Raw genomic sequence first — 25,894 nt, forward strand, 5'->3', positions numbered from 1 at the left:
GCGTCAGACGTGGCCGTAGCGCTCCAGCGCCTGCGCCAGGGTCAGGCCGTTCGACAGCTCCTCGCGGATGCGGATCTCGGTCGCGGTCAGCGCCTCCGATTCCGCCAGCACCTGCGGAACGATGGCCGCCGGGATGGCGAGCGCGCCGTCCTCGTCGGCCAGGATGAAGTCGCCCGGCTCGATCCGCACCCGCTCCACCGTGGCCCCGCGCAGGAAGACCGGAACCTGCCAGGCGTTGACCTTCCAGCGGCCGATCGACTGCACCGGCGTGCGGTAACGGGCATAGACCGGGAAGCCGTGATGGCCGAGCCAGCGCACGTCGCGGATGCCGCCGTCGACCAGCGCGCCGGTGCTGCCGCGCTCCTTCATGCCGATGGCGATCAGCTCGCCGAAATAGCAGATGCCGTCGCCGTCGCCGCTCCACACCGACACCTCGCCGGGCGACAGCCCCTGGCACGCCGCCATCTTGTCGGCGTCGCCGCCCAGCGGATAGGGCGTCATCTGGCCGCGGATGGTGTAGGCCCAGCCGGCCAGCCGCCCGGCGGTGGCGGGATAGGGCATGAATTCCGCCGCCAGCCCCTGGTCGGGCCAGCCCATCACGTCGAGCACGTCGGCGACGTTGGAGGTGTCGACGGCCAGGAAGCGGGTGCGGATGTCCTCGCGCTCTGCGGCGGTGAGGACCGTGTCGGTGCTGCTGCTCATGCTGGGGATCCTTGGGACTGTCAGATGCTGGGGATGTAGCCGCCGTCCACCCGCAGGGTGGAGCCGGTGACATAGGCGGCGCGCTCGCTGGCCAGGAAGGCGACGGCGTCGGCGTATTCGCGGGGCTCGCCGTAGCGGGCCATCGGGATGGCGGCGGTGCTCTCGGCGACGATTTCGGCGACCGGCCGGTTCTCGCGGGCCGCCTTGCTCTCGTCCAGGAAGCGGATGCGGTCGGTGGCGATGCGGCCGGGCAGGACGACGTTGACGGTCACGCCGTCGGCCGCCACCTCGCGGGCCAGCGACTTGGACCAGCCGACCAGGGACAGGCGCAGCGCGTTGGACAAAGCGAGGTTGGGGATCGGCGCCACGACGCCCGACGAGGCACTGGTCACGATCCGGCCCCAGCGACGCTTCCGCATGCCGGGCAGCACCCGGTCGGTGATGCGGATGACCGACAGCACCATCGCCTCGAACTGCGCCGACCAGATCTTCGGATCGACGCCGCTGGCCGGCGATGGTGGCGGGCCGCCGGTGTTGTTAACCAGGATGTCGATTGCGCCGAACCGCTCCTCGGCCAGGGCGACGTTGCGGTCGGTGGCGGCCGCGTCGCCCAGGTCCCAGACGATGGGGAGGCAGGGCGCGGCGGTTCCGGCGCTGCCAATGTCGGCGAGGATGGCGCTGGTGGCGGCCAGCGACGGCGCGTCGCGGTCGGCGATGACGAGGTTGGCGCCTTCGCGCGCCAGACCCAGGGCGATGGCGCGGCCGAGCCCGCCCCCGGCGCCCAGCACCAGCGCGGTGCGGCCGGAAAGTCCGAGATCCATGACGAATCCCCCTTCTGTTTTTCGTTTCTTGCTGAAAGCGGCGCTCAGGAGCCGACGCGCAGCGGCGCGCGCAGCTTGCGCAGATAGGCCAGCACCGACAGGGCGGTGATGCGGCCGGTCTTCGGGTTGTCGGTCGGGATGTTCTCAATGGCCATGGTGAAGGTCGCCGAGTCCGCCTCGACCTCGATGCGGTGGGTGTTGCGCTCCAGCGCCGGGTCGGCCCAGATCTCCAGCGTCGTACGATCGGGGCCGATGCCGGCCAGCGACAGCGCCACCGCCACGTTCAGGTTGGCCGGGAAGCCGACCGCCGCCTCGCGCGGGGTACCGTGGAAGATGCGCAGCGGCCCGGTGATGTCCTCGATGGCGATGCCGTTCTCGACCAGATAGGGCGCGCCGACCAGACCGCGCACCGGCTTGCGCGTCACCATGCGCACGGCGCGGATTTCTCCCTCCGCCGCCGCCGTCACCGCGTCGAGCCCGAGCAGCGCCCCGGTCGGCACGACGATCTGCCCGCCATGGGCACGGGCGGTGGCGACCAGCCCCTCGTTGGCCAGCAGGGCGCCGGAGCTGAGCACCACCGCCGTCTTGCCGGCGCGGAGGAACGGCTCGACGATGGCCGGAAGCAGTGCTGCGGGGGCGCATTCGACGACGAGGTCGGCGAGCGGCTCCAGCTCGGCGATGTCCACCACCGGCACCGGGTGGGTCAGGGCGGACAGGCGGTCGGCCGCCGCCGCCTTGTCGCGGGCCGAGACGGCGGTCAGGACGCAGCCGTCCAGCCCCTCGTCGAGCGCCTCGACGATCTTCAGCCCGACGGCGCCGAGGCCGGCGACGGCGACCCGCAGCGGGGGCAGAGCGCGGGCGTGCGCCGGGGTTTGGGACAGCCCAAGGGGCGTCTCAGTCATGATGGAACCTTTCGGATGGGAGCCGGCCCGAGGGGGCCGGCGTCAGGAACGGGTTAGGGGACCAGCGTCGGGGACCGGTTCAGGGGGTGGTGGCGGCCGGCGGCGGCATCAGCCCGGCGAAATGGTCGGCGATCTGGCCGGCGGTGGCGAACCAGACCTCGTCGCGGTGGGCGTCGAGATGCTCCAGCACCCGGCGGAACTGCTTGATGCGGAAGGGCTGGCCGACGATGAAGCTGTGGATGGTGATGCCGTAGGCGAGCGGCTGGTCCTTCGACTGGCGCAGCATCTCGTCGAAATTGTCGATGGCCATGTCGGCGAAGGCCGGTGCCGTGCCGTCATGCAGCACCACCATCGGCACGTCGTTCACCTCGTGCGGATAGGGCACGCTCAGCAGCGGCCCGCCGGTGGTCCGCATCCACACCGGCTGGTCGTCCATCGGCCAGTCCAGCGTGTAGCGGTAGCCGGCCTCGGCCAGCAGATCCTCGGTGTTGGCGCTGGGATGGGCGCCGGGGCTCATCCAGCCGGCCGGCGGTTTGCCCTCGTGGCGGCGGATGGCCTCGGTCGCCTCGGCGATCAGGCGGCGCTCCTCCTCCAGGCCCATGCCGTTCTGGTGCTCGCCGTTGGTCCGGCCATGGGCGACGATCTCGTCGCCGCGGCGGCTCAGCGCCGCGACCAGCTCCGGGCAATGCTCGTAGCATTCGGTGTTCAGCAGCACCGTCAGCGGCAGGCGGTGGGCGTCGAACAGGTCGATCAGCCGCCAGCCGCCGACCCGGTTGCCATATTCCCGCCACGCCCAATTGTAGCTGTTGGGATGGCTCAGCCCCGGCGAATAGGGCAGCCCGAGGCCGCTGCCGTAGGGGAAATGCTCGACGCAGAGCGCCACATAGACGGCCAGCCGCTTGCCCCCCGGCCAGGAGAAGTCGGGACGGTCGGTGATGGCGGAATAAGGGAAGCGGTTGTGGGAGGGGAGCATCGCTTGTCCTGCCTTCGGTTCGATGTATTCAGGGCCGGTAGTCGGCCGGGGCGACGACCGAGCTTAGATCAACCTCGCCCAGCGTGTCAGAGGTGACGAGCAGCGCCGGCAGCACGACCTTGGCCTCGACCGGCTTCTTGCCGGCGGCGGCCAGCGCCTGGGTGAAGGCGGCGCGGCCCTGCGCCACCACCTGCTGGATGGAGGTGCAGGCCAGCTCGCGGTCCTTCAGCAGCTGCTGCGCCGTCGGGCTGAAGTTGGAGGCGGAGACCCGCACCGCCGGCATGCGGCCGGCCGCCTTCATCGCGGCGACCACGCCGGCCGCCATGTCGTCGGTGGCGGCATAGACGCCCTTCAGCTCGGGGAAACGCTGGGTCCAGTCCTCCGCCGTGGTCAGGGCGGCGTTGCGGTTGTCGGCCAGCCGGGATTCGGCGACGACCGTCACCCCCGGCGCCTCCTTCGCCAGCGTCTCGCGGAAGCCCTTGGCCCGCAGGTCGGACCAAGCCTGCCCGGTCGGTCCCGCCATCATCGCCACCTCGCCCTTGCCGCCGATGGCCTGGGCCAGACAGCGCGCCTGGAGACGGCCCATGTCGTAATGGTCGGCGCTGACCGTCGCGCTGAGCCGGTCGCTGTTGGGCGGCGAGGAGATGCCGATGACCGGGATGCCGCGGCCGACCGCCTGCTCCACCACAGCCCGCACCGCGTCGCCGTTGGTCGCGCCGACGATGATGGCGGCGACGCCGCGCTGGGCCAGATCCTGGATCTGGGCGATCTGCTGGCTGCTGTTGGCGTCGCCGCCGGCGTTCAGCTTGACCAGCGTGACGCCGGCGGCCTTGGCCTCCTGCTCCGCCCCGTAGACGGCGGAGATCCAGAAGGACGAGGCGAGGTTGGGGATGGCGAAGCCGATTGCCTTGTCCTGCGCCAGGGCCGGCGCGGTGGAGAGCAGCAGAAGGGCGGCGAGGCTTCCGGCAAAGCGGATAGGGGAGCGGGTCATGTCCGTGTCCTTGATTGGGAGTGGAAGGACGGCAGAGAGCGCAGAAGCGTTTCGAGAAGGCCGGAGGCGATGATGACCACCCCGACGGCGATCTGGGCGACGAAGGGCGAGACGCCCTGAAGGTTGAGGCCGGTCAGCAGCACCTGGATGAAGGCGGCCCCGATCACGACGGCGGCCACGCTGGCGATGCCGCCGCTGAGCGCGGTGCCGCCGATGACAGCGGCGGCGATGGCCTGAAGCTCCATCCCGGCGCCTTCGGTGGGCAGGCCGGAGCCGGCGCGGACCGTCATCAGCACCCCGGCGAGGCCGGCGAACAGGCCGCACAGGCCATAGGCCCAGAGCTGGACGCGCCGGGTGTCGACGCCGACCAGCGCCACCGCCTCGGGGTTCGAGCCGGCCATCAGGATGCGCCGGCCGGCGAGGCTGCGGCCGACCAGCAGGGCCGCCCCGACCGCCAGGACCAGCGCCGCCCAGCTGGCGGCGGGCAGGACCGGCATCGGCTCGAAGCCGAGGCGGGTCACCGCGCCGGCCGCGTCGAGCGGTACCACCTGCCCGTCGCCGGTGATCAGCAGCGACAGGCCGCGCACCGCGATCAGGCTGCCCAGCGTGGCGACCACCGGCTGGAGGCCGAGCGTGCCGACCAGCGCGCCGTTGACCAGCCCGCAGAACAGACCCGCCAGCGCCCCGGCGGCCAGTCCGGGCAGGCCCCAGGCGTTGCAGGCCATCGCCGCGCAGACGCTGGACAGAGCGGCGACGGCGCCGACCGAGATGTCGAAGCCCCGGGTCGCCAGCACGAACATCTGGCCGATGGCGAGCAGGGCGAGGACCCAGACCTGCGCCCCGATGTTGGCGGCGTTGCCCAGGCTGAGGAAGCGCGGCGCGGTGGCCGCGAACACCGCCACCGCCAGGATCAGGCAAAGCGGCGCGACCCGGAAGGGGATGGGAAGGACGGAACCGGCGGCACGCAGGCCATCGGCGGAGCGGCGCAGGAGACGGGCGCTCATGACCGGTCCTCCTCCGGCTGACGGGCGGGCCGGACCGGCAGCAAAAGAAGAAGCCGGGGCGCCTGCTGGAGCATCACCGCGCCGAGGATCACCGCGGCGATCATCAGCTGCTGGTAGGCGACGGGCAGGTTCAGCAGCACCACCGCGTTGTTCAGCATGGCGATGACCAGCACACCGCACAGAGTCTGCACCGCCCTGCCCTGCCCGCCGGCCAGCGGGATGCCGCCGACGGCGCAGGCCGCGATGGTCTCGAACGGCAGGTTGGGGGCGAGGCCGGGCTGGCCGGAGGCGACCCGGCTGGTCAGGATGACGGCGGCAAGGGCGCAGAAGGCGCCGGCCAGCAGATAGCCCGCCAGCACCGACCGCCACACCGTGATGCCGGACAGCCGCGCCGCCGTGCCGTTGGCGCCGACGAGGTACCAGAGCCGGCCGGCGCGGGTGTGGGCGAGCAGGAGGTGCAGCAGCGCGAAGCTTGCCGCCGCCGCCAGGATCGGCACCGGGATGCCGGCGACCCGGCCGCGCGCCGGCCAGGAGAAGGCGTCGCTCGGCGGCGCGTCGATCGGCAGGCCGCCGGCCAGAACCGCCGCCCCGCCACCGGCCACCATCAGCATGCCGAGCGTGACGAGGAAGGGCGGCAGGGAAAAGCGCGCGACCAGCGTGCCGTTGACGAGACCGACCAGCAGCACCGCCGTGGCGCCGGCTGCGAAGCCGCCCGCCACCCCGGCGGACGGCAGGGCCAGCACCGTCACCACGCTGGCCAGCGCCGCCGATGCGCCAAAGGAGAACTCGATCCCGCCGAGGATCAGCACGATGGTCTGGCCACAGGCGGCGATGCCGAGGATGGAACCGACCCGCAGCAGATTCTCCAGATTGCCGGTGCTGGCAAAGCGCGGCACCGACAGGGCGAAGACGCAGAACAGCAGCAGGACGACCCAGACGGCGGCGGGCGGGTTGAGACGGCCGGAGAAGCGGCGCGGCCGGGCGCCGGTCAGGGCCATCATGCCGCCCTCCGTCCGGCCAGCCGGTCCATCAGGGCGGCGCGGCCGGTGCCGCGCGGCAGCTCGCCGTCGAGGCTGCCGTGCCGCACGACCAGGATGCGGTGCGACAGGGCCATGACCTCGTCGAGGTCGCTGGAGGCGACGACGACGGCGACGCCCCGGCCGGCGGCCTCGACCAGCGCGTCGTGGATGGTTTCCCGCGCGGCGATGTCGACGCCCCGCGTCGGCTCCAGCACCACCAGGACCCGCAGGTCCGGCACCGCCAGATTGCGCGACAGCAGCAGCTTCTGCTGGTTGCCGCCGCTGAACCCGGCGGCCGGCCGCTCCGGCTGGAAGGGGTGCAGGTTCAGCCGGCGCAGCCAGGGCATCAGCGCCGCCGCCTCGCCGCCCGGCCGCAGCAGCCCGCCGCGCGAGAACAGCGCGACGGTCGAGGAGGACGCGTTCTGGAGCGCCGCCAGCGGGCCGAACAGCCCCTCGGCGTGGCGGTCGGCCGGGACATAGCCGACCCCGGCGGCGACGGCCCGCACGCGGTCGCCCGGCGGCAGCGCCTCCCCCCGCACCGCAAGCGTGCCGGCGGCGACCGGCCGGGCCCCCGCCAGCGCCGCTGCCAGCTCCAGGGCGCCCGACCCGACCAGCCCGGCCAGCCCGACGATCTCGCCCGCCCGCACGGTGATGTCGGCCGCAACGTCCGCCGGCCCCAGCATCAGTCCGGTCGCGGTCAACACCGGGGCCCCCGGCTGCGGCAGCGTGCGGTCGCCGGACTCCACCATGTCGCCCAGCATGGCGCGGACCAGCTCTGCACGGCTGAGCGAGGCCAGCGGCTCGGCGTCGATCACCGCGACGCCGTCGCGCAGGACGGTGACGTCGTCGGCCAGCGCCTCGATCTCGTCGAACTTATGGCTGATGAAGAGGACGGCGGTGCCCTCCGCGCACAGGCGGCGGACCACGCCGAACAGCCGGTCGGTCTCGTCATGGGTCAGGGCGGCGGTCGGCTCGTCCAGCACCAGCAGCGTGCAGCGCTGCCCCAGCCCGCGGGCGATCTCCACCAGCTGGCGTTCGCCGACCGACAGCCGCTCGACCGGAAGGTCGAGGTCGCAGCCGAGGCCGACCGCGTCCAGCCAGGCCCGCGCCGTGGTGCGCGGCACCAGGGCCGGCCGGGCGCGCAGACCCGCCGCGCCTGCGATGGCGAAGGCCGACAGATTCTCCAGCACCGACAGATGGGGGAACAGGCTGAGATGCTGGTAGATCGGGATCACCCCGGCGGCAATCGCCTGCCTCACCCCGGCGAAACGGGTCGGAACGCCGTTCAGCGCGATCTGTCCACGGTCGGGCTGGATGGCGCCGACAACGATCTTCACCAGCGTGCTCTTGCCGGCGCCGTTCTCGCCAAGAAGCGCATGGACCTTTCCCGGCCGCAGCCGCAACGAAGCGTTGCGGAGCGCACAGGTCGCCCCGTAATTCTTGGCAATGCCGCTGACTTCGAGCGTCCAAATCTTACCGGGATCGCCCCTTGTCTGTCGTGTCATGGCTGTTCGTGTCACGGTAACCCTCGCGCTTGCCCTGTTTCTTTTGAACTCTGACGGTTCAGTGACAGGAAGCGTGCCGGAGGACACCGGACCTCACAAACGACTTGTTCGGCCCCTATGCATGACCTAGGCTCATCCATGGGAGGCTATGCCGATGCCGAAACGACCGCTGCCGCCGCTCAACACCCTGCGCGGGTTCGACGCCGCCGCGCGGCATCTCTCCTTCACGCTGGCGGCCGACGAGCTGCACCTGACCCAGGGCGCGATCAGCCGGCAGGTGCGCGACCTCGAACTGGCGCTGGACTGCCAGTTGTTCCGCCGCATGACCCGACGCATCGAACTGACGCCGGAGGGCGAGGATTTCGCCCGCACCGTCCGCGATACCTTGAGTGAGCTGGAGCGCTCGGCGCAGCGGATCGGCCGGTCGCGGACGATGCGCACCCTGACCATCTCGATCCTGCCGACCATCGCGTCGCTGTGGCTGATGCCGCGCCTGCATCTGTTCACGCAGGCCAACCCCGGCGTCGAGGTGCGGATCATCTCGTCGATCGAGCCGTCGAACCTGCTGGCGCACGAGGCCGACATCGCGATCCGCGTCGGCCGCATTCCGGGCCGCCGCTACGAGCGCGGGCAGCCGCGCATCGACCTGGACATGGTGACGAGCTGGGACGGCGTGCAGGCGGACGAGCTGTTCCCCGACATCCTCCGCCCGGCCTGCGCGCCGGAGCTTGCGGGCGAGGCGGTGCTGGAGGACGGGCGGCCGCTGGTTCGCCTGCCGCTGATCCACACCTCCAGCCGCCGGCACGCTTGGCCGGACTGGCTGAAGGCGACCGGCGGACAAGCCGTCGCCGGAAGCGGCGGCGAGCTGGAGTTCGGCCATTTCTTCATGTCGCTGGACGCCGCCCGCCAGGGCCGCGGGATCGCCATCGTGCCCGACATCCTGCTGGCGCAGTACGACCGCCGCGCCGAACTGGCGATGCCGCTGCCATCCGAGCTGCGCAGTGCCGGCGAATATTACCTGCTGATCCACGAAAGCCGGCTGGACGATCCCCGGACGCAGGCTTTCCGCGGCTGGATCCTGGCGGAAGCCCACAAGGCACGCGACGGCTTGACGTCCCCGGCCGGCCGGAGCGTCGGCACAATTCCTTCGCAGCTTTCCGATCTTTAACGCTGCAACCACACGTCCTGACGGATCGATCCACGATGTCGATGCCACCCCTTGGGACGGCCCACCTTTTTTGGCGGCTGGCGCACGAGGGTCGAGGCCCGAAAGAGCCCCGGCAGCATGGTGCATTTACGCAAGCCGAAGAGACGGCCGATGCCGGGGCCGCACCAGCACGCCAACCGCGCCCAGTCCGCGGTGCGATTCGCCGTCGAGCATGTGTTCGCCGACCGGAAGGCAAGCATGGCGCTGTTCATCCGCACCATCGGCTTCGCTCGTGCGACGGTGAAGATTGGGATCGCCAACCTCGCCTACAGCGTCCAGCCATTCCATCGTCTGCCGGCAAACTTTGCAACAGAGCCCCCCTTATCGTCTTCAAGCAACGGATCTCCGGTAAAGCAGCTTGATCGCGATGCCTCCGGCGCAGAGCACAACAATTGCGCTGGCGATGAACACGCTGCTCAGTCCGCGTTCCCCCGCGACCCATCCCAGCGCCGGGCTGCCGACCGCCATCGCGAGGTCGAGGAACGCCGTATAGATGCCCATGGTCAAGCCGCGGTTCTCTGGTGAGGTTCCGCGCACGGCCTCCACACCAAGGCCCGGATAGACGAGCGAGTAGCCGAATCCGGCAAGCGCGGCGCCGGCGGCGGCGATCAAGGCGCTGGAGGCGAGCGACATGAACACAAGGCCCGCCGACTGCACGAGCACGAAGATCAACGCGACTTTGGCGCCGCCGTACTTGTCCGGCAGATGACCGGCGATCATGCGCGAGACGATGAGTGCCGCGCCGAACGCCGTGAACGGCAACCAGATCGGTTGCCAGTGTTGCTCGGCGAATAGCAACGAACTGAAGGCCAGGATCGAGCAATAGCCGATGCTGCTGAGCGCCGCGCCGAGGCCCGGCATCCACACCGAGCCCATGACCGTCTTCAGCGCGGAGTGCGCTCTGTAAGGATGTGGCTCTACGGCAGGCATGCGCCGCAGGACGAGGAGCACGATGATCGGAAGCAGCATCGTCACGAGCGCAATCACGGCGAATCCGGAGGAGGTGAACAGGACAGTGCCGATGGGACCGCCGAACGCCAAGGCGGCGAACATCGCGGTCCCGACCCATGCGATCACCTTGCCCGCATGGTTTTTGTCGACCAGAGCGAGGCCCCAACTGACGCCGCCGGTGATGATGAAGCTCTCGGCACCGCCAAGCAGACCGCGACCGATGAGCAGGATCGCCACGGAGATGACCGGCACGCTGACGAAGGCGAGCGACAGCAGGTAAAGCAGGCCGGAGATGGCGGCCGCGATCAGGCCAACGATGACGCCGCGTTTCGCGCCATGCTTGTCGGAAAAAGAGCCTGCCCAGACGCGAGACACCAGCGAGGCGGCAAACTGCGCGCCCGCCACCAAACCGACGACGACGGTTCCGAAGCCGAGATCGTTTTCGATATGGAGAGGTAGGACCGGCAGGGCGAGGCCGATGATCAGGAAGCCGGCCAGCACCGCCGCCATGATCGGCATCAGGCGAATGGCAACGAAACGTCCCGACTGCGAGGAGGATGCGGCGTTTGCCATGCTACTTTGCGCGCCTCATTTGATCGACGGTGAAGACGAAATCCTGGCTCGCCTGCGAGGTGTGGCAGGACCTGCAGCGGTCGAAGCTCTCGTCAGTCTTCGCGGTGCGGTCGGGATTGAACCACTGGAACTCCCATTCGCCCGTGCGAAGCTCCGGCGAATGCCGCGTGCCCCAGCCGGCGCGCCTCTCCATCACGACATAGCGATAGAGCTCGTCGTTGCGATAGTCCTCCATCGTGATGACTGTTCCGCTGGGCATGGGTTGGCCGTTCTTGACGGCCTCGATCGCCTCCCGGCTGGTGAACAGTTCTTCGCGCGTGCCGCCTCGATTGAAGGTCGCGTAGTGCACGCCCTATGGCATCGCCCGGGTTGATCGCGCGGCGTTCCTTGCCTTCTTCCCGAACCCAGCCCTGGCCGGAACTCATGATCGGCAACTGTCCGGCGGGATGGGTGTGCCAGACGGTGCGCGCGCCGGCGATGTCTCCCACGCGGAACTTGGTGACCGAGCTGCCAACCGCGGCGACGCGTCCGATGATCTCGTGCCCGGGAACGCAAGGATAGTTGGTCGCCGGATAAGGCGGCCCCCATTCCTGCCGGGCAATGTGAATGTCCGAATGGCACATCGCCTGCCTCCTTTTTTGCTGTTTCCGGCAACGCGATTTTCCGTGCTCCGAAAGCTTTCGAGCTCAATCGGATCGCTGTTCGCGCTGGTAGCGGATGTCCGCTCTCTCTTGGACGAAACGCTTGCGAGAACACTATAGCGCGGGACAGAATGTACTATTAGATGATAGATGCTGATTGAACTAATAAGGAAAACTTCTGAATGGCGGGAGAAGGCTTGAATGAACTCGCGGCCTTCATGGTGGTCGCAGAAGAACGGAACTTCACCCGCGCGGCGAAGCGTCTGGGCGTTTCCCAATCGGCCTTGAGCCAGACCGTCCGCGTCCTGGAGGCGCGTCTTGGCCTGCGGTTGCTCACCCGGACGACGCGCAGCGTCGCGCCGACCGAGGCTGGCGAGAGGCTTGTTCACTCCATCGGCCCGCGGATCGCGGAGATACGAAGAGAGTTGGACGCCTTGAGCGATCTCCGGGAAAAGCCCTCAGGCACAATCCGCCTGACGGCCACGGAATATGCTGCCGAAGCGATCCTTTGGCCCGCGGTGGCGAAGCTCGTGAACGACTATCCCGACATCAAGGTGGAGATTGTGACCGATTATGGCCTCACGGACATCGTGGGGGAGCGTTTCGATGCCGGCGTGCGTCCGGGGGAGACGGTGGCGAAGGACATGATCGCGGTTAGGGTAGGGCCGGACCTGCGAATGGCGGTCGTTGGGGCGCCGTCCTATTTCGCATCGCGCCCGTTGCCAAAAACGCCGCAGGACCTTACCGGCCACAACTGCATCAATCTGCGCCTGCCCATCCACGGCGGCCTTTACGCGTGGGAATTCGAGAAGAAAGGCCGTGTGCTCAACGTCCGGGTGGATGGGCAGTTGGTCTTCAACACTTCCAGCCTCATGTTGAAGGCCGCGCTCGACGGATGTGGCCTCATCTATCTCACCGAAGGTCAGGTCGGACCTTATCTCGCCGATGGACGCCTCGTCCGGGTGCTCGCCGACTGGTGCGAGCCGTTCTCCGGCTATCACCTCTATTATCCCAGCCGCCGTCAGCCGACACCAGCCTTCGCGCTGCTCGTTGAAGCCTTGCGCTATCGGGTTTGATGCAAGCACAGCGCGGCCCGATGCAAGGCGAGAGCGCGACCATGGGGCGTTCGACCATATCTCGGGCTGTTACAGCTGCCGTCATCCCGCAACTCCAGCATCCCCTGAATGACCGTTCCCGGCTTTGGCTGACTCTTGTTCGACCCGGTGGCCCACCGCTTCACCAGGATGCCGCTCTCCAGTCGCAAAGCGCACCATGAATTCGTTGCGGATCAGAGCCCGCTCCCGCGCCGTCAAGGTGATGTCGCTCACCAGATCATCTCCCTCAATCCTCTCCCCGCGATACGCGGAACCAATGCTCAGCATATTGCCGACACAGTTCAGCCTCCACGCCATCTCCGGTGCGTTCGGCATCTGCCGCGCGGGCGAGCCACTGAGATTGTTTCTGAAGCGCCGATCCGTTCACGCGGGCAGGTGATGGTCGTATCCCAGACAGCCTCGCAGGAAGCGGGCGACCGCCTGCTGGGCAACGCTGCCGACATCTTCCGGGGAAGCCGATCCGTATACACCCCACAGGCATTCCTCATGCAGACCGGCTTCACAGAGAGCCCGGAAATGAGCAGCAGCGCCGGGCAGTGCCAGAAAGTTCCAGCCGGGTACGTCGCTCCGCTCTGCCAAACGCTGCAGTATGGCTGCAATTTGACGTTCCGCGCGCCGAATTCCGCGCTCGTAGAAGATGCGGCCAATCTCCGGAAAACGAACGGTTTCAGCCATCACGAGGCGGGTCACGGCAAGCGCTGACGGGGACAGTATCAAGTCCAGATAGGCTCGCGCCGTGTCCTCCAGTACAGCCTCGGTTCCCTTTTCCTCCACCTGCACAGCGGCAAGGGTGGACCAGGGCAAAGTCCCGATTTCCTCGACATAGGCTGCGAACAGCGCTGCTTTGGAAGGGAAATAACGATAGAGCGTGCTCTTGGAGCCGCCCACCTCGGCGGCGATACCATCCATCGAGGCATCGGCATAGCCCTGTCGAAGAAAGGTTCGGCCGGCGACCGTCAGGATTGCGATCCGCCGGACGGATGGGCCTGCTGGCATGGTCAAACACCTTCCGATCGGCCGGTTCACGGTGTGGTCATGCCCGATCACGCGGCGGCAATATTTCGGACTTGCGCAGCGGCTGTATCCAGAAAGGCCTGGGCAAGGCCGGGATCGTTGACGACGCGCGAGAGCGTCAGCGCACCGACCATCAGTGAAAGAATCGCCATTGCCTTGCTTTTGAACTCTTCGCCCTGCGTTTCCGAAATCAGTCGTTCGAGGATGTCGAGATGCGTCCTGATCCCGGTTTCGAATGACGCCTTCACCGCGGCGCCGTGCCTGGCGGCATCGGAACCGAGCGCCACGATCGGGCAGCCGTCGGTCTTTTCCTCGCGGTGCCCGGCGCTGAGATAGAAGCCGATCACCTGGCCAAGCGGATCCTCTGGATTTGCAGTGGCCGCCGCCGACCATCGGCAGTATGCGCTCTCCAACGCCCGCGTCGACGACTGAGCCGCCAAATCCTCCTTGGAGGTGAACTGCTTATAGAAGGCACCCTGGGTCAGGCCCGCCGCCTCCATCAAATCCTTGAGGCCGATGCCGTCGAAGCCGTGCTCCCGGAAAAGACGGCTCGCCACGTTGATCACAGTCTGCCGGTTTTCCTCAGCCTGAATGCGACTCACACGCATGGTACGCTCCTGTTTAGATTTTGACTGACATCTATAGGAGATATGGATGACCGGCACAATTCTCCACCTCGACCTACTCCACAGGACGTCTCCGAGGTAGCGGATGGGACGCGCGATGCCGGCCCCAGGCACCACCCATCATCGCGGCGGTCGTCAGAAGCCCGTACGAAACCGCTGCCAGGGCCGTAATCTGGAACAGGGTCGAAAGCCCGGCACCGAACCAGATGACCGCCGCCCAGCCGATGAAGGCGGCGATGATCATGCGGACGGTGCCGGCCAGGACGGGAAACAGGACGCGCTTCGCTCCCTGGCTGGCGAAATAGAGCGCCAATCCCAGCCCGACCGCACCGTAAGCCGGTGCCACGATCCGCAGATAGAGGGTGCCCATCGCCAGCACCTGGGGATCGTCGCTGAACAGGCCGATCCAGGCCTGTGGGAAGATCGCGGCGGCAAGGCCGATGGCCTCGGTCATTCCGAAGGCAAGAGCGGCGCCGATCCAGGCGACACGGCGCGCACGCGCCGGCTGCCCGGCCCCGATGTTGTGGCCGACCATGGTGACCATGGCGGTGCCGAGCCCGAAGATCAGCGGAATCTGGATGTAATCGAGCCGCGAGGCGATGCCGTACCCGGCGATGGCATCGGCGCCGAACCGGCCGACCGCGGCGGTGACGAGGGTGACGGTGAGATTGACCTGGACGGTGCCGATCGCCGATAGGAAACCCACCCCGAGGATATCCTTGAACAGCCTTGCCCGCAGGGGAACGACCCTCAGCTTCACGAGGCTCCTCGAAGACCGCAGATACAGAATCAGCGCAAGTGCGGCGAACAGGTAGTAGACGACCACCGCGACCCCGCCGCCGGCGACGCCGAGACGCGGCACGGGGCCCCAGCCGAAGATCAGGGCCGGCGACAGGAGGATGAGGAGCACGGTGCCGGACGAGATCACCAGGGCCGGCACCCTCACATTCCCGGCGCCGCGCAGGGCCGACGACAGCAGGGCGGTGACCCAGATCGGGATGGAGCCGGCGAACACCGCCCCCGAATAGGTGAGCGCCGCCTCCAGCGCCGGTCCCGTTCCTCCCATCGCCCGATAGAGGATCGGTGCGGCAAGGAGAGCCGCAGCGGTGAAGAGGACGCCGAATGCGCCGGCCAGGACGACCGCGTGCCAGATCAGCGCTTCGGCATCGTCGTGGCGCTTCGCTCCCAAGGCCCGCGCGACGGCCGAGGAGACACCGCCGCCGATGCCGCCATTCGCCATCATCTGCATGAGCATGAGCACGGGAAAGACCAGGGCGACCCCGGCGAGCGCGTCCGTCCCGAGAAAGCCGACGAAATACGTCTCGGCCACCCCGACCAGAGTCTGGACGACCAGCACCAGGGTCGTCGGCACCGCGAGGCGGAGCATCGTCGGTGCGACCGGCCCGTCGAGAACGCCGGACGGCACTTTATAGGCGGGCACCGGGGCCGCCGGCCCCTCCTGGCGGGACAGAGCGCTCATGGGATTTCCTTCATTGCACCGGATGCGACGGGCCTGTTCCCGGCGCGGGCCATGGCATGGCCTGTTCAGACCGGCAGCCGCAGCATCTTGCGCAGGCTCTTGTCGAAGGCGGCGGCCGGGACGAAGCGGCGCAGAAGGCTGACCTGCCGCGCCAGCTTCCCGGCCGGGTAGCGCAGCTTCGGCGCGACCTCCGTTGCGGCCTTCACGATGGTTTCGGCCACGGTTTCGGGCGTGTCGCCCTTTTTGATCGCGTCCTCGACGGCCACGGTCACGCCGGCCCGCGCCGACGCATAGGCGTCGAGCGACCGGTCCGGCTTGATGAGGTTCCCGTCGAACGAGGTCCGGGTATAGGCGGGCTCGACCAGCGTGACCCGGATGCCGAGCGTGCGCAGTTCATGGTCCAGCGACTGGGAATAGCCTTCCACGGCATGCTTCGTCGCCGCGTAGAGCGCGAAATAGGGGGCCGGAATGAAGCCGTGCGCCGAGCTGAGATTGACGATCCTGCCGCTTTTCTGGCGCCGCATGATCGGCAGCACGGCGTTGGTCATGCGGATGACGCCGAACATGTTCACATCGAACAACGCCCGCGCTTGGGCGAGCGAGGATTCCTCGGCACCTCCGAAGAGGCCGACGCCGGCATTGTTGACCAGCAGATCGATGCGGCCGGCGTCGTCCAGCACCTCATCGACCAGGGCCGCCACGGAGGCGTCGTCGGTGACGTCGCAGGTCAGCATGGTGACGCCCTCGGGGCCTTCGGCGTCCGCGTGACGGCTGGTGCCGAACACGTCGAAGCCTGCGGCTTGCAGGGCCTTGGCCGCCGCGTAACCGATGCCGGACGAGGCGCCTGTCACCAGTGCAATGCCGCGGTTGGTCTTTGCCATCGAAGTCTCTCTTTCTTCCTTGTGCTGGGATCGGCCTTGCGAGCGGCGGCGGCGCGCTTGAACGCCCCGTCATTTAGATTGCGTTCGAACTCTATAATCGATATAGATGTCATACGCAATCTAAATTGACTGAGGCGGCGGGCATGAAAAAGAGACCCATGGTCGTGGTGGGTGGCGTTCTGACGGTGGTGCTGGGCGCCGCCGCGGTCGTGACGCTGTCCATGCACACGCAGGAGGCATCGGCGGTGAGCGATCCCCGGCAGGAGGCACCGATCGTCCGGCTTGCCGCAGCGGTTCCGGTGGCCGGATCGGATCGCGGTTTCACCGGCGTCGTCGGGGCGAGGGTGCAGAGCAATCTCGGTTTCCGCGTCCCCGGCAAGATCATCGAACGGCTGGCGACGGTCGGGCAGCCGGTCAAGGCCGGCCAGCCGCTGATGCGCATCGACGAAACCGATCTGCGCCTCGCGCTGACGGCCAAGCGCAATGCCGCTGCCGCGGCGCGTGCCGTGGTCGTTCAGACCCAGGCGGATGAGCGGCGCTACGCCAGCCTGCTCAATGACGGATGGGCCTCCCGCCAGCGTCATGAACAGGCGAAGGCCGCGCTGGACACCGCCAGGGCGCAGTTCGCCAGCACCGAGGCGGACGCCCGGGTCGCCGAGAACGAGGCGACCTATTCGGTCCTGGTGGCAGACAGCGACGGCACGGTGGTCGAAACGCTGGGCGAGCCGGGGCAGGTCGTCGCCGCCGGCCAGACCGTCGTCCGCCTCGCCCAGGCCGGCCCGCGCGAGGCGGTGGTGGCGCTGCCTGAAACCATCCGGCCGCAGATCGGCTCGCCGGCGGAGGCCAGCCTCTATGGCGCCGACGGACAGCGTTACGGCGCGCATCTGCGCCAGCTGTCGGACGCCGCCGATGCCCAGACCCGCACCTACGAGGCGCGCTACGTGCTCGACGGCGACGCCGCGGCGGCACCGCTCGGGGCGACGGTCACCATCAGGCTGACCGGCCGGCCGGGGGGGCAGACCGATCGGGCGGACATGCAGGTGCCGCTGGGCGCCGTGCTGGACGACGGCCGGAGGACCGGTGTCTGGACCCTGGAGCGCACCAGCTCGACGGTGCGCTTCCAGACGGTCCGGCTGGTCCGGGTAAGCGGCGACACCGCTGTGATCTCCGGGCTCGGCCTCGGCGATCCGGTGGTGTCGCTCGGCGCCCATCTTCTCCAGGAGGGGGTCCGCGTCAGGACCGCCGCCGACAGCGGGGTCCGGTGATGAGCCTCAATCTTTCCGCCATCGCCGTCCGTGAACGGGCGGTCACCCTGTTCTTCATCCTTCTGCTGGCGGCGGCAGGCGCCTTCGCCTTCGTCATGCTCGGACGGGCGGAGGATCCCTCCTTCACCATCAAGACCCTGACCGTCACCAGCGTCTGGCCGGGCGCCACCGCGCGCGAGATGCAGGATCTCGTCGCCGAACCGTTGGAAAAGCGCCTTCAGGAGCTGAGCTGGTACGACCGGGTGGAGACGACCACGCGGCCCGGCTACGCCTATATGACGCTCACGCTGAAGGACAGCACGCCGCCGGCCAGGGTGCAGGAGGAGTTCTATCAGGCCCGCAAGAAGATGGGCGACGAGACGCGCAACCTGCCGCCCGGCGTGCTCGGCCCCTTCGTCAACGACGAATATTCCGACGTCAGCTTCGCCCTCTATGCGCTGAAGGCCAAGGGGCTGCCGATGCGCGAACTGGCCCGGCAGGCGGAGGCGATCCGCCAGGACCTGCTGCATGTGCCCGGCGTCAAGAAGGTCAACATCCTGGGCGAGCGTCCGGAACGGATCTTCGTCGAGTTCTCCTATGCCAGGCTGGCGACGCTCGGCGTGTCGGCCCAGGACATCGTCGCCGCCCTGCAACGGCAGAACAGCGTCACGCCGTCGGGTTCCATCGACACCCAGGGACCGCAGGTCTTCATCCGCATCGACGGCGCCTATGACGGGGTGCAGGCGATTGCCGACACGCCGATCGCCGCCGCCGGGCGGACGCTGAAGCTGTCGGACATCGCGGAGGTCCGCCGCGGCTACGAGGATCCGCCGACCTACATCATCCGTCATCAGGGCGAACCCACCGTCATGCTGGCGACGGTCATGCAGGAGGGCTGGGACGGCCTCGCGCTCGGCAGGGCGCTGGAGGACCGGGCGGCGGGCATCGCGCGGTCGCTGCCGCTCGGGATGACGCTCGACAAGGTGACCGATCAGGCCGTCAACATCACCGCGGCGGTCGACGAGTTCATGATCAAATTCGCCATGGCGCTGGGCGTGGTGCTGCTGGTCAGCCTGCTCAGCCTCGGCTGGCGCGTCGGCATCGTCGTGGCGGCGGCCGTGCCGCTGACGCTCGCCGTCGTCTTCCTGATCATGCTGGAGACCGGCCGCTTCTTCGACCGCATCACGCTCGGCGCGCTGATCCTGTCGCTCGGCCTGCTGGTGGACGACGCCATCATCGCCATCGAGGTGATGGTGGTGAAGATGGAGGAGGGCGTCGACCGCATCAGGGCGGCGGCCTATGCCTGGAGCCACACCGCGGCGCCGATGCTGTCGGGAACGCTGGTGACCATCGCCGGCTTCCTGCCGGTTGGGTTCGCGCGCTCGACCGCCGGCGAATATGCCGGCAACATCTTCTGGGTCGTCGGGTTCTCCCTCATCGTCTCCTGGATCGTGGCGGTGATCTTCACCCCCTATCTGGGCGTCAAGATGCTGCCGGCGATCAAACCGGTCCCCGGCGGTCACGAGGCGATCTACGGCACCCCGAACTACCGGCGCCTGCGGGGGATCATCAGCTTCGCCGTGCGCCACAGAATCGTGACCTGCGGGGTCGTCGGCCTCGCCTTCGCCGCCGCCATCGTCGGCATGGGCGGCGTGAAGCAGCAGTTCTTCCCGACCTCCGACCGTCCCGAGGTGCTGGTGGAGGTCCGCCTGCCGGAAGGCACCAGCATCGAGATGACGACGGCCTCGGTCGAGAAGATCGAACGCTGGCTGGCCGACCAGCCGGAGGCGAAGATCGTCACCAGCTATGTCGGCCAGGGCGCTCCCCGCTTCTTCATCGCCCTGTCGCCCGAACTGCCCGATCCCGCCTTCGCCAAGATCGTCGTGCTCACCCCGGACGCCGAGGCGCGCGAGGCCCTGAAGCACCGGCTGCGGCAGAGTGTGGCGCAGGGATTGGTGCCCGAGGCCTATGTCCGCGTCACCCAGCTCGTGTTCGGCCCCTACACGCCGTTCCCGGTCGAATTCCGGGTGATGGGCCCCGATCCGGCAAAGCTCTACGACATTTCCGAAAAGGCCCTCGCCGTCATGCGGAGCGTGCCGGATGTCCGGCAGGCCAACCGCGATTGGGGCAACCGCACGCCGGTGCTCCGCTTCACGCCCGACCAGGACCGCCTGAACCTCATCGGCCTCTCACCGGCGGAAGTCGGGCAGCAGCTCCAGTTCCTTCTGACCGGGATCGCCGTCACCCAGGTGCGCGAGGACATCCGCAACGTCCCCATCGTGGCGCGCAGCGCCGGCGGCGAGCGTCTGGACCCGGCGCGTCTGGCCGACTTCTCGCTGACGAGCCGGACCGGCCAGCAAATCCCGCTCGACCAGATCGGCCATGCCGATATCCGCCAGGAGGAGCCGATGATGAAGCGCCGGGACCGGACCTCCGTCATCACCATCCGCTCGGACTACAACGAGGCGACCCAGCCGCCGGAGGTCTCCAAGCAGATCATGACGGCCCTTCAGCCGCTGATCGCATCGCTTCCGGCCGGCTATCGCATCGACATGGGCGGATCGATCGAAGAATCCGTCAAGGCCAACACCGCACTCGGCAAGGTCTTCCCGGTCATGATCGCCGCCATGCTGGTCTTCATCATGCTTCAGGTGCGGTCCTTCTCGATGATGGCGATGGTCCTGCTGACGGCACCGCTCGGCGTCGTCGGCGTCGTGCCCATGCTGCTCGCCTTCAACCAGCCCTTCGGCTTCAATGCCATCCTCGGGCTGATCGGTCTGGCCGGCATCCTGATGCGCAACACGCTGATCCTGACCGAGCAGATCAAGGAGAACCAGGCGGCCGGCCTCGACGATTATCACGCCGTCATCGAAGCCACGGTGCAGCGGACGCGGCCCGTGATCCTGACCGCCCTTGCCGCGGTGCTGGCCTTCATCCCGCTCACGCACTCCGTCTTCTGGGGATCGATGGCTTACACGCTGATCGGCGGCACGGCGGTCGGCACGGTGCTGATCCTGCTCTTCCTCCCCGCTCTCTATGCGGCATGGTTCCGCATCAAGCCGGCGGCTGCCGAGGAGGCGTCCGGTCCCCATGCCCGTCTCGGCGTGATCTGAAGGGCTTTCGAGGTGGTCGCTCGACAAGAGGGGCCACCTCATGATCTTGCCCCGGTTGTGTGGACACGGGTTCACGGACGTTGGTGCACAAAGCCTGGGCTGGTAGTGGTCGGGAGGGCAAGCGGGTATAGAGGCGGCCCGCTGAAGTCGAGCCGCTGATGCCGTACAAGGCTAATGAGCCCCGCCGCCACAAGATCCCGACGGCCCGGTACCGTGTGGAGAACTGGTCGGCCTACGATGCGGCGCTGCGCCGGCGCAGTGACCTGACGATCTGGGTGACGCCGGAGGCGATCGCCGCCTGGACGCCGCCGGCTTCGGGCCGACGCGGCCGGCCAGCGCGCTACTCGGACGTGGCGATCGAAGCCGGGCTGATGCTGCGTCTGGCGTTCGGCCGGCCATGGCGGCAGACCGAGGGTTTGCTGGGCTCGCTCATGCGCCTGCTCGGCCTGGACCTGCCGGTTCCGGATCACACGACCTTCTCCAGGCGCAGCGCCAATCTGGAAGTTGCGTCAGCGCTTTCCAGGACGGACGGGCCGGTCAGCGTGGTCATCGACGCCACAGGGCTGAAGGTGTTCGGCACGGGCCAGTGGTACCTGGAAAAGCATGGAGGCCAAGCGCGCCGGAGCTGGAGAAAGCTCCACCTGGCGGTCGATCCCGATACCGGCAAGATCCTCGCCTCGGAGCTGACGACCACGCAGGACGGCGATGCCTCGCTGGTCGGCCCGCTGCTCGACCAGATCAAGCGCCCGATCGGCACGGTGCTGGCGGACGGGGCCTATGACGGCGAGCCGGTCTACCGTGCTGTCGCTGCCCACACACCCGACGCCGAGGTGATCATCCCGCCGCGCTCCACCGCGGTGCCGGGCGATACCGCTGCAAGCGCGCCCACGCAGCGCGACCAGCACATCCAGATGATCGCAGAACGCGGACGGCTTGGCTGGCAGCGGGCGGTCGGCTACGGACGCCGATCGCTCGGGGAGGTGGGTGGCAATGTTGCGGTACAAGACCTTGATCGGGCGCAGCCTCCGCGCCCGGACTCTGCCTGCCCAGAAAGTCGAGGCGGCGGTCGGCTGCAAGGTCATGAACAGGATGACCACCCTCGGCATGCCGGCCTCCCGCAAGGTCGCCTGAACGAGAACTTTCCAGGGCGGAGCCCGTCAACGCGCACAGTTCTGCACCAACGTCTTGATGGGCCACTCTAGCATCACCGTGACCTACGACATCTACGGCCACCTGTTCCCCTCCCCGGACGAAGACCGAGAGGCGATGGCACAGCTTCAGGCTCGGCTCTTGGGCGGGCCGTCATGAAGGGCGGAATGACCAGAACAGGCGGAGAACGAAACCACCCCGACCGTGTTGCATCCGTGTTGCGCCGAAACGCCTCGTAGCGTTTGGAAATCGTTGCGGATCAACGGGATAGCGTTGCGAGACGTTGCAATACGCTCAAATGCAAAAGGCCCACCGCGGGGCGGGCTAACGTCTTGATATTGCTCGGAAAAGGTTGGTTGGGGGACTAGGATTCGAACCTAGGCTGGCGGAGTCAGAGTCCGCTGTCCTACCGCTAGACGATCCCCCAGACCGTCACCGGGGCGGCTCGTTCGCCGTGCCCCGTGGTGTGGGCGGGTTTATAGCGACCATGTGCCGGGCTGTGAAGAGCTTTTTTCGCTCCGGATGCATTTTTTTCCAATCGCCGCCGCCGGCCCGGTTTTCCCCAGGCCGGCGGCGGTTGTCGTCATCGCGGAGCGATGCCGGTCATCGGAGCGACGATGTGGCGAAGGTCTTCGTCAGCCTCCAGCTCCTCCAGCCTGCGGGGAAGACGGCGGCGCCAGTTGGGGTGCTGGTCCACCGTGCCGGGAAGGTTGGGCTGCTCGTCGTCGGCCAGCGCATCTTCGATCTGAACCATCACGATGCGGGATGGCGTGCGCGACACATAGGCGTGGACGGCGGCGGACAGCTCGACGCGGAAAGGCTGGTCGCCGTCCTCCGTGGGATAGCTGTCCGGGCGCAGCCCCTCCCGCGACAGGGCCTGCAACAGGCGCCAGCGGTCGACGCCGCGGTCCCAGCGGTCCTTGTCGCGACTGGCGTCGTCGGGATAAAGGCCCAGCCGTTTGCGCCAGTCGAGGTCGCGACCGGTCCAGAAGCCCTTGAAGGGTGCCAGATCATGGGTGCTGACCGTCGCCATCGAACCGGCCGGATATTCACCGGGGGACTTGAAGCCGCCGTCGGCGGTGCGCTCGAAATAGAGCACGCGGTAGCTGAGGATGCCGGCCTGCTCCAGGGCCGGGCGGAAGCTGTCCGGCACGGTGCCCAAATCCTCGCCGATCACGACGCACCGGTTGCGCCGGCTCTCCAGCGCCACGATGCGCAGCAGGTCGTGGAAGGGATATGCCACATAGGCGCCGGGGCTGCCGTCCTCCGGAATCCAGAACAGGTGCTGCAACGCCATCACATGGTCGATGCGCAGCGCGGCGGCATGGCGCATGTTGGCGCGCAGAAGCTCGATGAAGGGGCGATAGGCGGACTCGCGCAGGCCCAGCGGCGACAAGGGCGCCAAGCCCCAGTTCTGGCCGTTCATGTTGAACTGGTCGGGCGGGGCTCCGACATTGGCGCCCTGCACCAGCATCGCCGGATCGGCCCAGGCGGAGCCGCCGCCGGGGTGGGCGGCAACGGCAAGGTCGCGGTAGAAGCCCATGGCGAGGCCGGCGGACCGCCCGCGCGCCGCAGCCTCGCCCAGCTGGCGGTCGGCTTCGAACTGCGCCCAGGCGAAGAAATCGACACGGTCGGCGTGCGTTGCGGCGAAATCCGCCACCTCGGCGCTCTGCGGGTCCTGGAAGGCGGCCGGCCAGCTCCGCCACATCCACTGTGCGGAATCCTGGCGGAAGAAATGCTCATGCAGGGCATCGAACAGGGCATGGCGGTCGAGCGCCGCCCCCATGTCCTGCCGGAAGGCGGCATAGGCGACCTTGCGCGGGTGGTCGTCGGGGAGGCTGCGGAAGCGGGCGTGCAAGGCCTCCAGCAGCGGCAGCTTCAGCGCGGCGACGGCGGGGTAGTCGACCAGCTCCGCCTGCCGGGCCGACGCCAGCGCCGCCTGGAAGGCGGGATCCGCGATCCGGGCCTGCAAGTCGTCGGCACCGGCGAATTCGGGAACGGCGGCCGGGTCGATGTAAAGGATGTTGAGGAACTGGCGGCTGGACGGCGAATAGGGGCCGATGTGGTTGGGGTCCGCCGGGAACAGGGCGTGCAGCGGGCTCAGCCCGACCAGCCCGGCGCCCAGCCGCCCGGCGACTTCGGCGAAGCCGGCGAGGCCGGCGAAATCGCCCATGCCCCAGTCATGCTCCGACCGCAGCGAATAGACCTGCAAGCCGATGCCCCAGCTGCGGCCGGCCGGCACCATCTCCTCCACCGTCACGCAGCGCTCGGGCGCCACGATCAGGGTGGTGGAGCCCGACGGCCCCGCCCCGCCGGCAGCCTCGACATGCAGGTCCAGCCGGTGATAGCCGATGGGCAGGGACACCGGCAGCAGGGCGCCCAGCGCACGGCGCTCGTAGGCCGTGCCGTCCAGGGCGGTGCGGTCGGTGACGGGCAGGTCGCGGACCGCGACACGGCCGCCCTGCGCGCTTCCCCCCTCCGGCGTCAGCTCCCACACCAGCGCGGCCTCGTCCAGGCCGGCCGGCAGGGCGACCTCCAGACCGATCCCCTGCCCTTCCCCGCCGATCAGGACCGGCGGCAGCGGACGGCTCCAGGACCGGCGTTCGACCGTACGCAGGCTGTCGGCGACCTCCTCGTCCGTGGTGGCCTGCAACCCCATGGCGGCGATCAGCGCCCGCTTGGTGGCGGCGGACGTCTCCCGCCGGTTGCCCCAGATGTCGTGATAGTGGGGTTCAAGTCCAAGCAGATCGGCCAGCCGGTCGAGATCACTCATGCAGGGTCCCCGCGGGTTGTACGGAAGGAAGGGTGGGGCTTAGGGATTGGGGCGGCAACGGCCGGCGTCAATGCCGCACGGCGGCCTATGCCATCGGCGCTCCCCAATCAGCCGGCTCCCATCAGCCGGCGGACAGGGCCGTGCCGGCGGCAGCCGGCAACGGGGCGGACAGTGCAATGGGCTCGTTCGCGCCCTCTTCGGCCGCGGCGGCGGTGGAGGCCGTCAGCGCCGCAGCAGCGGCGGCCTTGGCCTGGGCGATCTGCTCCAGCCGGCTGCGGTAGCCGGCAACGGCCGACGACACTTCGTGCGTCATCGCCTCAAGCGCGCGGTCGGGATCGACGGCCTGCATCAGGGCGCGGGACAGCGCCTGCAACTGGGCGCGGTCGTCGGCGGCAACCGGACCGGTTTCGGCGGCGGCGCGCACCTTGTCGGCCAGCGTCTTGATCGCACGGGCGACCGCCTCGACGGGGGCATGGTCGCCATCGTCGCCCAGCCGGCGCAGCAGATCGTCCAGAAAACCGCCGATGCGGCCGACATGGTCGATGGACATGCGGTCCGGAGCCTGCCGCGCCAGGCCGACCAGGGCGAACTCCACCAGGAAGGCGACCTGGATGCTGGCACGCAGCCGCTTCTGCGTGGTGACGGTGGCGACCGCCTCGTTCAGCAGCATGCGGGCGCCGGACTGGGTCCATTGGCCGGTCGCCTTCAGCCTCAAAGTGTTGGGAGCGTCCAGAACCGGAACCTGCGCCCCTTCGCGCGGCGATTTGCGGCGGTCGGGCCCGATGTAGTCGGCGGTGACGACGAAGCCCTTACGCGACTCGATCAGGCTGACGATGCGGTCGCGCACCTGCTTGGGCGACACCGGTTTCATCAGCAGATCGTCGCCACCGACGTTGGTGACGCGGGTCAGCAGCGCCGGGGTCGGCGCCCAGGTGGTGACGATGACGCAGGCGAACGGGTTGGGCACCGTCGGTTCGTTGCGCAGGGCCCGGATGAAATGGAAGGCCTCGGAATCCTCGCCGTCGGCATCGACCAGCACCAGATCGGGCATGACCGACCCCAGCAGGCCGGCGGCGGCCTTCACCGAATCGAACAGCTCCACCCGCCGGAAGCCCAGCCGGATCAGCACGTCGCGGAACACGCGCGCGGTGTTGAGCTGGCTGTCGATGATCGCGGCGTCGACCTGCGAGAAATCGTAATCCGGCATCGT

General features: G+C 68.5%; 22 protein-coding genes, 1 tRNA gene and 2 pseudogenes. 5 read left to right on the forward strand and 20 right to left on the reverse strand.

Going from position 1 to position 25,894, the window contains the following annotated elements; genetic code table 11:
• Positions 1–3: 3 nt before the first annotated feature.
• From VH569_RS12810 to VH569_RS12845, 8 genes are all read right to left on the reverse strand, one after another.
• Positions 4–702, reverse strand: a complete 699-nt coding sequence (locus tag VH569_RS12810) for an RraA family protein (protein WP_423315672.1) — start codon at positions 700–702, stop codon at positions 4–6.
• Between the two features lie 20 nt (positions 703–722).
• On the reverse strand, positions 723–1,523 hold the full coding sequence (locus tag VH569_RS12815; RefSeq protein WP_423315673.1) for an SDR family oxidoreductase: 801 nt from the start codon (positions 1,521–1,523) through the stop codon (positions 723–725).
• 44 nt (positions 1,524–1,567) lie between these two features.
• Complete coding sequence (locus VH569_RS12820; protein WP_423315674.1) at positions 1,568–2,425, reverse strand: aspartate dehydrogenase; 858 nt, start codon at positions 2,423–2,425, stop codon at positions 1,568–1,570.
• 79 nt (positions 2,426–2,504) lie between these two features.
• Positions 2,505–3,398 (reverse strand): polysaccharide deacetylase family protein, encoded by an 894-nt coding sequence (locus tag VH569_RS12825; protein WP_423315675.1) that lies wholly within the window; start codon positions 3,396–3,398, stop codon positions 2,505–2,507.
• A 28-nt stretch (positions 3,399–3,426) separates the two neighbouring features.
• Positions 3,427–4,389 carry a substrate-binding domain-containing protein gene (locus VH569_RS12830; protein ID WP_423315676.1) on the reverse strand — a complete coding sequence of 321 codons (963 nt, stop codon included), beginning with the start codon at positions 4,387–4,389 and terminating at the stop codon, positions 3,427–3,429.
• Positions 4,386–5,393 carry an ABC transporter permease gene (locus tag VH569_RS12835; protein WP_423315677.1) on the reverse strand — a complete coding sequence of 336 codons (1,008 nt, stop codon included), beginning with the start codon at positions 5,391–5,393 and terminating at the stop codon, positions 4,386–4,388. The genes VH569_RS12830 and VH569_RS12835 overlap by 4 nt, the downstream gene beginning before the upstream one ends.
• Positions 5,390–6,394, reverse strand: a complete 1,005-nt coding sequence (locus VH569_RS12840; protein WP_423315678.1) for an ABC transporter permease — start codon at positions 6,392–6,394, stop codon at positions 5,390–5,392. The genes VH569_RS12835 and VH569_RS12840 overlap by 4 nt, the downstream gene beginning before the upstream one ends.
• Positions 6,391–7,917 carry a sugar ABC transporter ATP-binding protein gene (locus VH569_RS12845; RefSeq protein ID WP_423315679.1) on the reverse strand — a complete coding sequence of 509 codons (1,527 nt, stop codon included), beginning with the start codon at positions 7,915–7,917 and terminating at the stop codon, positions 6,391–6,393. The genes VH569_RS12840 and VH569_RS12845 overlap by 4 nt, the downstream gene beginning before the upstream one ends.
• A 154-nt stretch (positions 7,918–8,071) precedes the next feature.
• Here VH569_RS12845 and VH569_RS12850 point away from each other — a divergent pair, with 154 nt between their 5' ends.
• Positions 8,072–9,085, forward strand: a complete 1,014-nt coding sequence (locus tag VH569_RS12850; protein WP_423315680.1) for a LysR substrate-binding domain-containing protein — start codon at positions 8,072–8,074, stop codon at positions 9,083–9,085.
• A 369-nt stretch (positions 9,086–9,454) separates the two neighbouring features.
• Here the strand turns inward: VH569_RS12850 and VH569_RS12855 are convergent, their stop codons facing one another.
• From VH569_RS12855 to VH569_RS12865, 3 genes and pseudogenes are all read right to left on the reverse strand, one after another.
• The gene (locus tag VH569_RS12855; protein ID WP_423315681.1) at positions 9,455–10,648 is read right to left on the reverse strand and encodes an arabinose transporter; all 1,194 of its coding nucleotides are present in this window, start codon (positions 10,646–10,648) and stop codon (positions 9,455–9,457) included.
• A gap of 1 nt (position 10,649) precedes the next feature.
• Positions 10,650–10,997, reverse strand: a complete 348-nt coding sequence (locus tag VH569_RS12860) for a cytochrome P460 family protein (RefSeq protein ID WP_423315682.1) — start codon at positions 10,995–10,997, stop codon at positions 10,650–10,652.
• A 139-nt stretch (positions 10,998–11,136) separates the two neighbouring features.
• A pseudogene (locus tag VH569_RS12865) lies at positions 11,137–11,271 on the reverse strand (alcohol dehydrogenase catalytic domain-containing protein); the annotation flags it as partial.
• Between the two features lie 200 nt (positions 11,272–11,471).
• Between VH569_RS12865 and VH569_RS12870 the strand changes: the two are divergent.
• Positions 11,472–12,365 carry a LysR family transcriptional regulator gene (locus tag VH569_RS12870; RefSeq protein WP_423315683.1) on the forward strand — a complete coding sequence of 298 codons (894 nt, stop codon included), beginning with the start codon at positions 11,472–11,474 and terminating at the stop codon, positions 12,363–12,365.
• Between the two features lie 81 nt (positions 12,366–12,446).
• On the opposite strand, the gene VH569_RS12875 is transcribed toward VH569_RS12870, so the two are convergent.
• The 6 genes from VH569_RS12875 to VH569_RS12900 all read right to left on the reverse strand — a co-directional run bounded on the left by VH569_RS12875 (position 12,447) and on the right by VH569_RS12900 (position 16,405).
• Positions 12,447–12,617, reverse strand: a complete 171-nt coding sequence (locus VH569_RS12875; RefSeq protein ID WP_423315684.1) for a hypothetical protein — start codon at positions 12,615–12,617, stop codon at positions 12,447–12,449.
• A gap of 13 nt (positions 12,618–12,630) precedes the next feature.
• Positions 12,631–12,885, reverse strand: a complete 255-nt coding sequence (locus tag VH569_RS12880) for a DUF4167 domain-containing protein (protein ID WP_423315685.1) — start codon at positions 12,883–12,885, stop codon at positions 12,631–12,633.
• Positions 12,768–13,400, reverse strand: coding sequence for a TetR/AcrR family transcriptional regulator (locus tag VH569_RS12885; protein ID WP_423315790.1), 633 nt, complete (start codon positions 13,398–13,400; stop codon positions 12,768–12,770). The genes VH569_RS12880 and VH569_RS12885 overlap by 118 nt, the downstream gene beginning before the upstream one ends.
• Positions 13,401–13,447: 47 nt before the next feature.
• Positions 13,448–14,026, reverse strand: a complete 579-nt coding sequence (locus VH569_RS12890) for a TetR/AcrR family transcriptional regulator (protein ID WP_423315686.1) — start codon at positions 14,024–14,026, stop codon at positions 13,448–13,450.
• Between the two features lie 73 nt (positions 14,027–14,099).
• Positions 14,100–15,524, reverse strand: coding sequence for an MATE family efflux transporter (locus VH569_RS12895; protein ID WP_423315687.1), 1,425 nt, complete (start codon positions 15,522–15,524; stop codon positions 14,100–14,102).
• A 65-nt stretch (positions 15,525–15,589) separates the two neighbouring features.
• Entirely contained in the window at positions 15,590–16,405 is an 816-nt protein-coding gene (locus VH569_RS12900) for an oxidoreductase (protein ID WP_423315688.1), read from the reverse strand.
• Positions 16,406–16,548: 143 nt separating this feature from the next.
• On the opposite strand from VH569_RS12900, the gene VH569_RS12905 reads away from it, so the two are divergent.
• The 3 genes and pseudogenes from VH569_RS12905 to VH569_RS12915 all read left to right on the forward strand — a co-directional run bounded on the left by VH569_RS12905 (position 16,549) and on the right by VH569_RS12915 (position 21,893).
• A complete protein-coding gene (locus tag VH569_RS12905) occupies positions 16,549–17,670 on the forward strand; it encodes an efflux RND transporter periplasmic adaptor subunit (RefSeq protein WP_423315689.1) in 1,122 nt (373 codons plus the stop codon).
• Positions 17,670–20,762, forward strand: coding sequence for an efflux RND transporter permease subunit (locus VH569_RS12910; protein ID WP_423315690.1), 3,093 nt, complete (start codon positions 17,670–17,672; stop codon positions 20,760–20,762). The genes VH569_RS12905 and VH569_RS12910 overlap by 1 nt, the downstream gene beginning before the upstream one ends.
• Positions 20,763–20,920: 158 nt before the next feature.
• Positions 20,921–21,893, forward strand: a pseudogene (locus VH569_RS12915) (IS5 family transposase).
• A 371-nt stretch (positions 21,894–22,264) separates the two neighbouring features.
• Here VH569_RS12915 and VH569_RS12920 read toward each other — a convergent pair.
• The 3 genes from VH569_RS12920 to VH569_RS12930 all read right to left on the reverse strand — a co-directional run bounded on the left by VH569_RS12920 (position 22,265) and on the right by VH569_RS12930 (position 25,891).
• Positions 22,265–22,338, reverse strand: a tRNA-Gln gene (locus VH569_RS12920).
• 156 nt (positions 22,339–22,494) lie between these two features.
• Positions 22,495–24,684, reverse strand: a complete 2,190-nt coding sequence (gene malQ, locus VH569_RS12925) for a 4-alpha-glucanotransferase (protein WP_423315691.1) — start codon at positions 24,682–24,684, stop codon at positions 22,495–22,497.
• Positions 24,685–24,805: 121 nt separating this feature from the next.
• The gene (locus VH569_RS12930; RefSeq protein WP_423315692.1) at positions 24,806–25,891 is read right to left on the reverse strand and encodes a response regulator; all 1,086 of its coding nucleotides are present in this window, start codon (positions 25,889–25,891) and stop codon (positions 24,806–24,808) included.
• Positions 25,892–25,894 lie beyond the last annotated feature (3 nt).

It is taken from the genome of Azospirillum sp. 11R-A, from assembly GCF_049472615.1.
GTDB classification, from domain to species: Bacteria; Pseudomonadota; Alphaproteobacteria; order Azospirillales; family Azospirillaceae; genus Azospirillum; species Azospirillum palustre.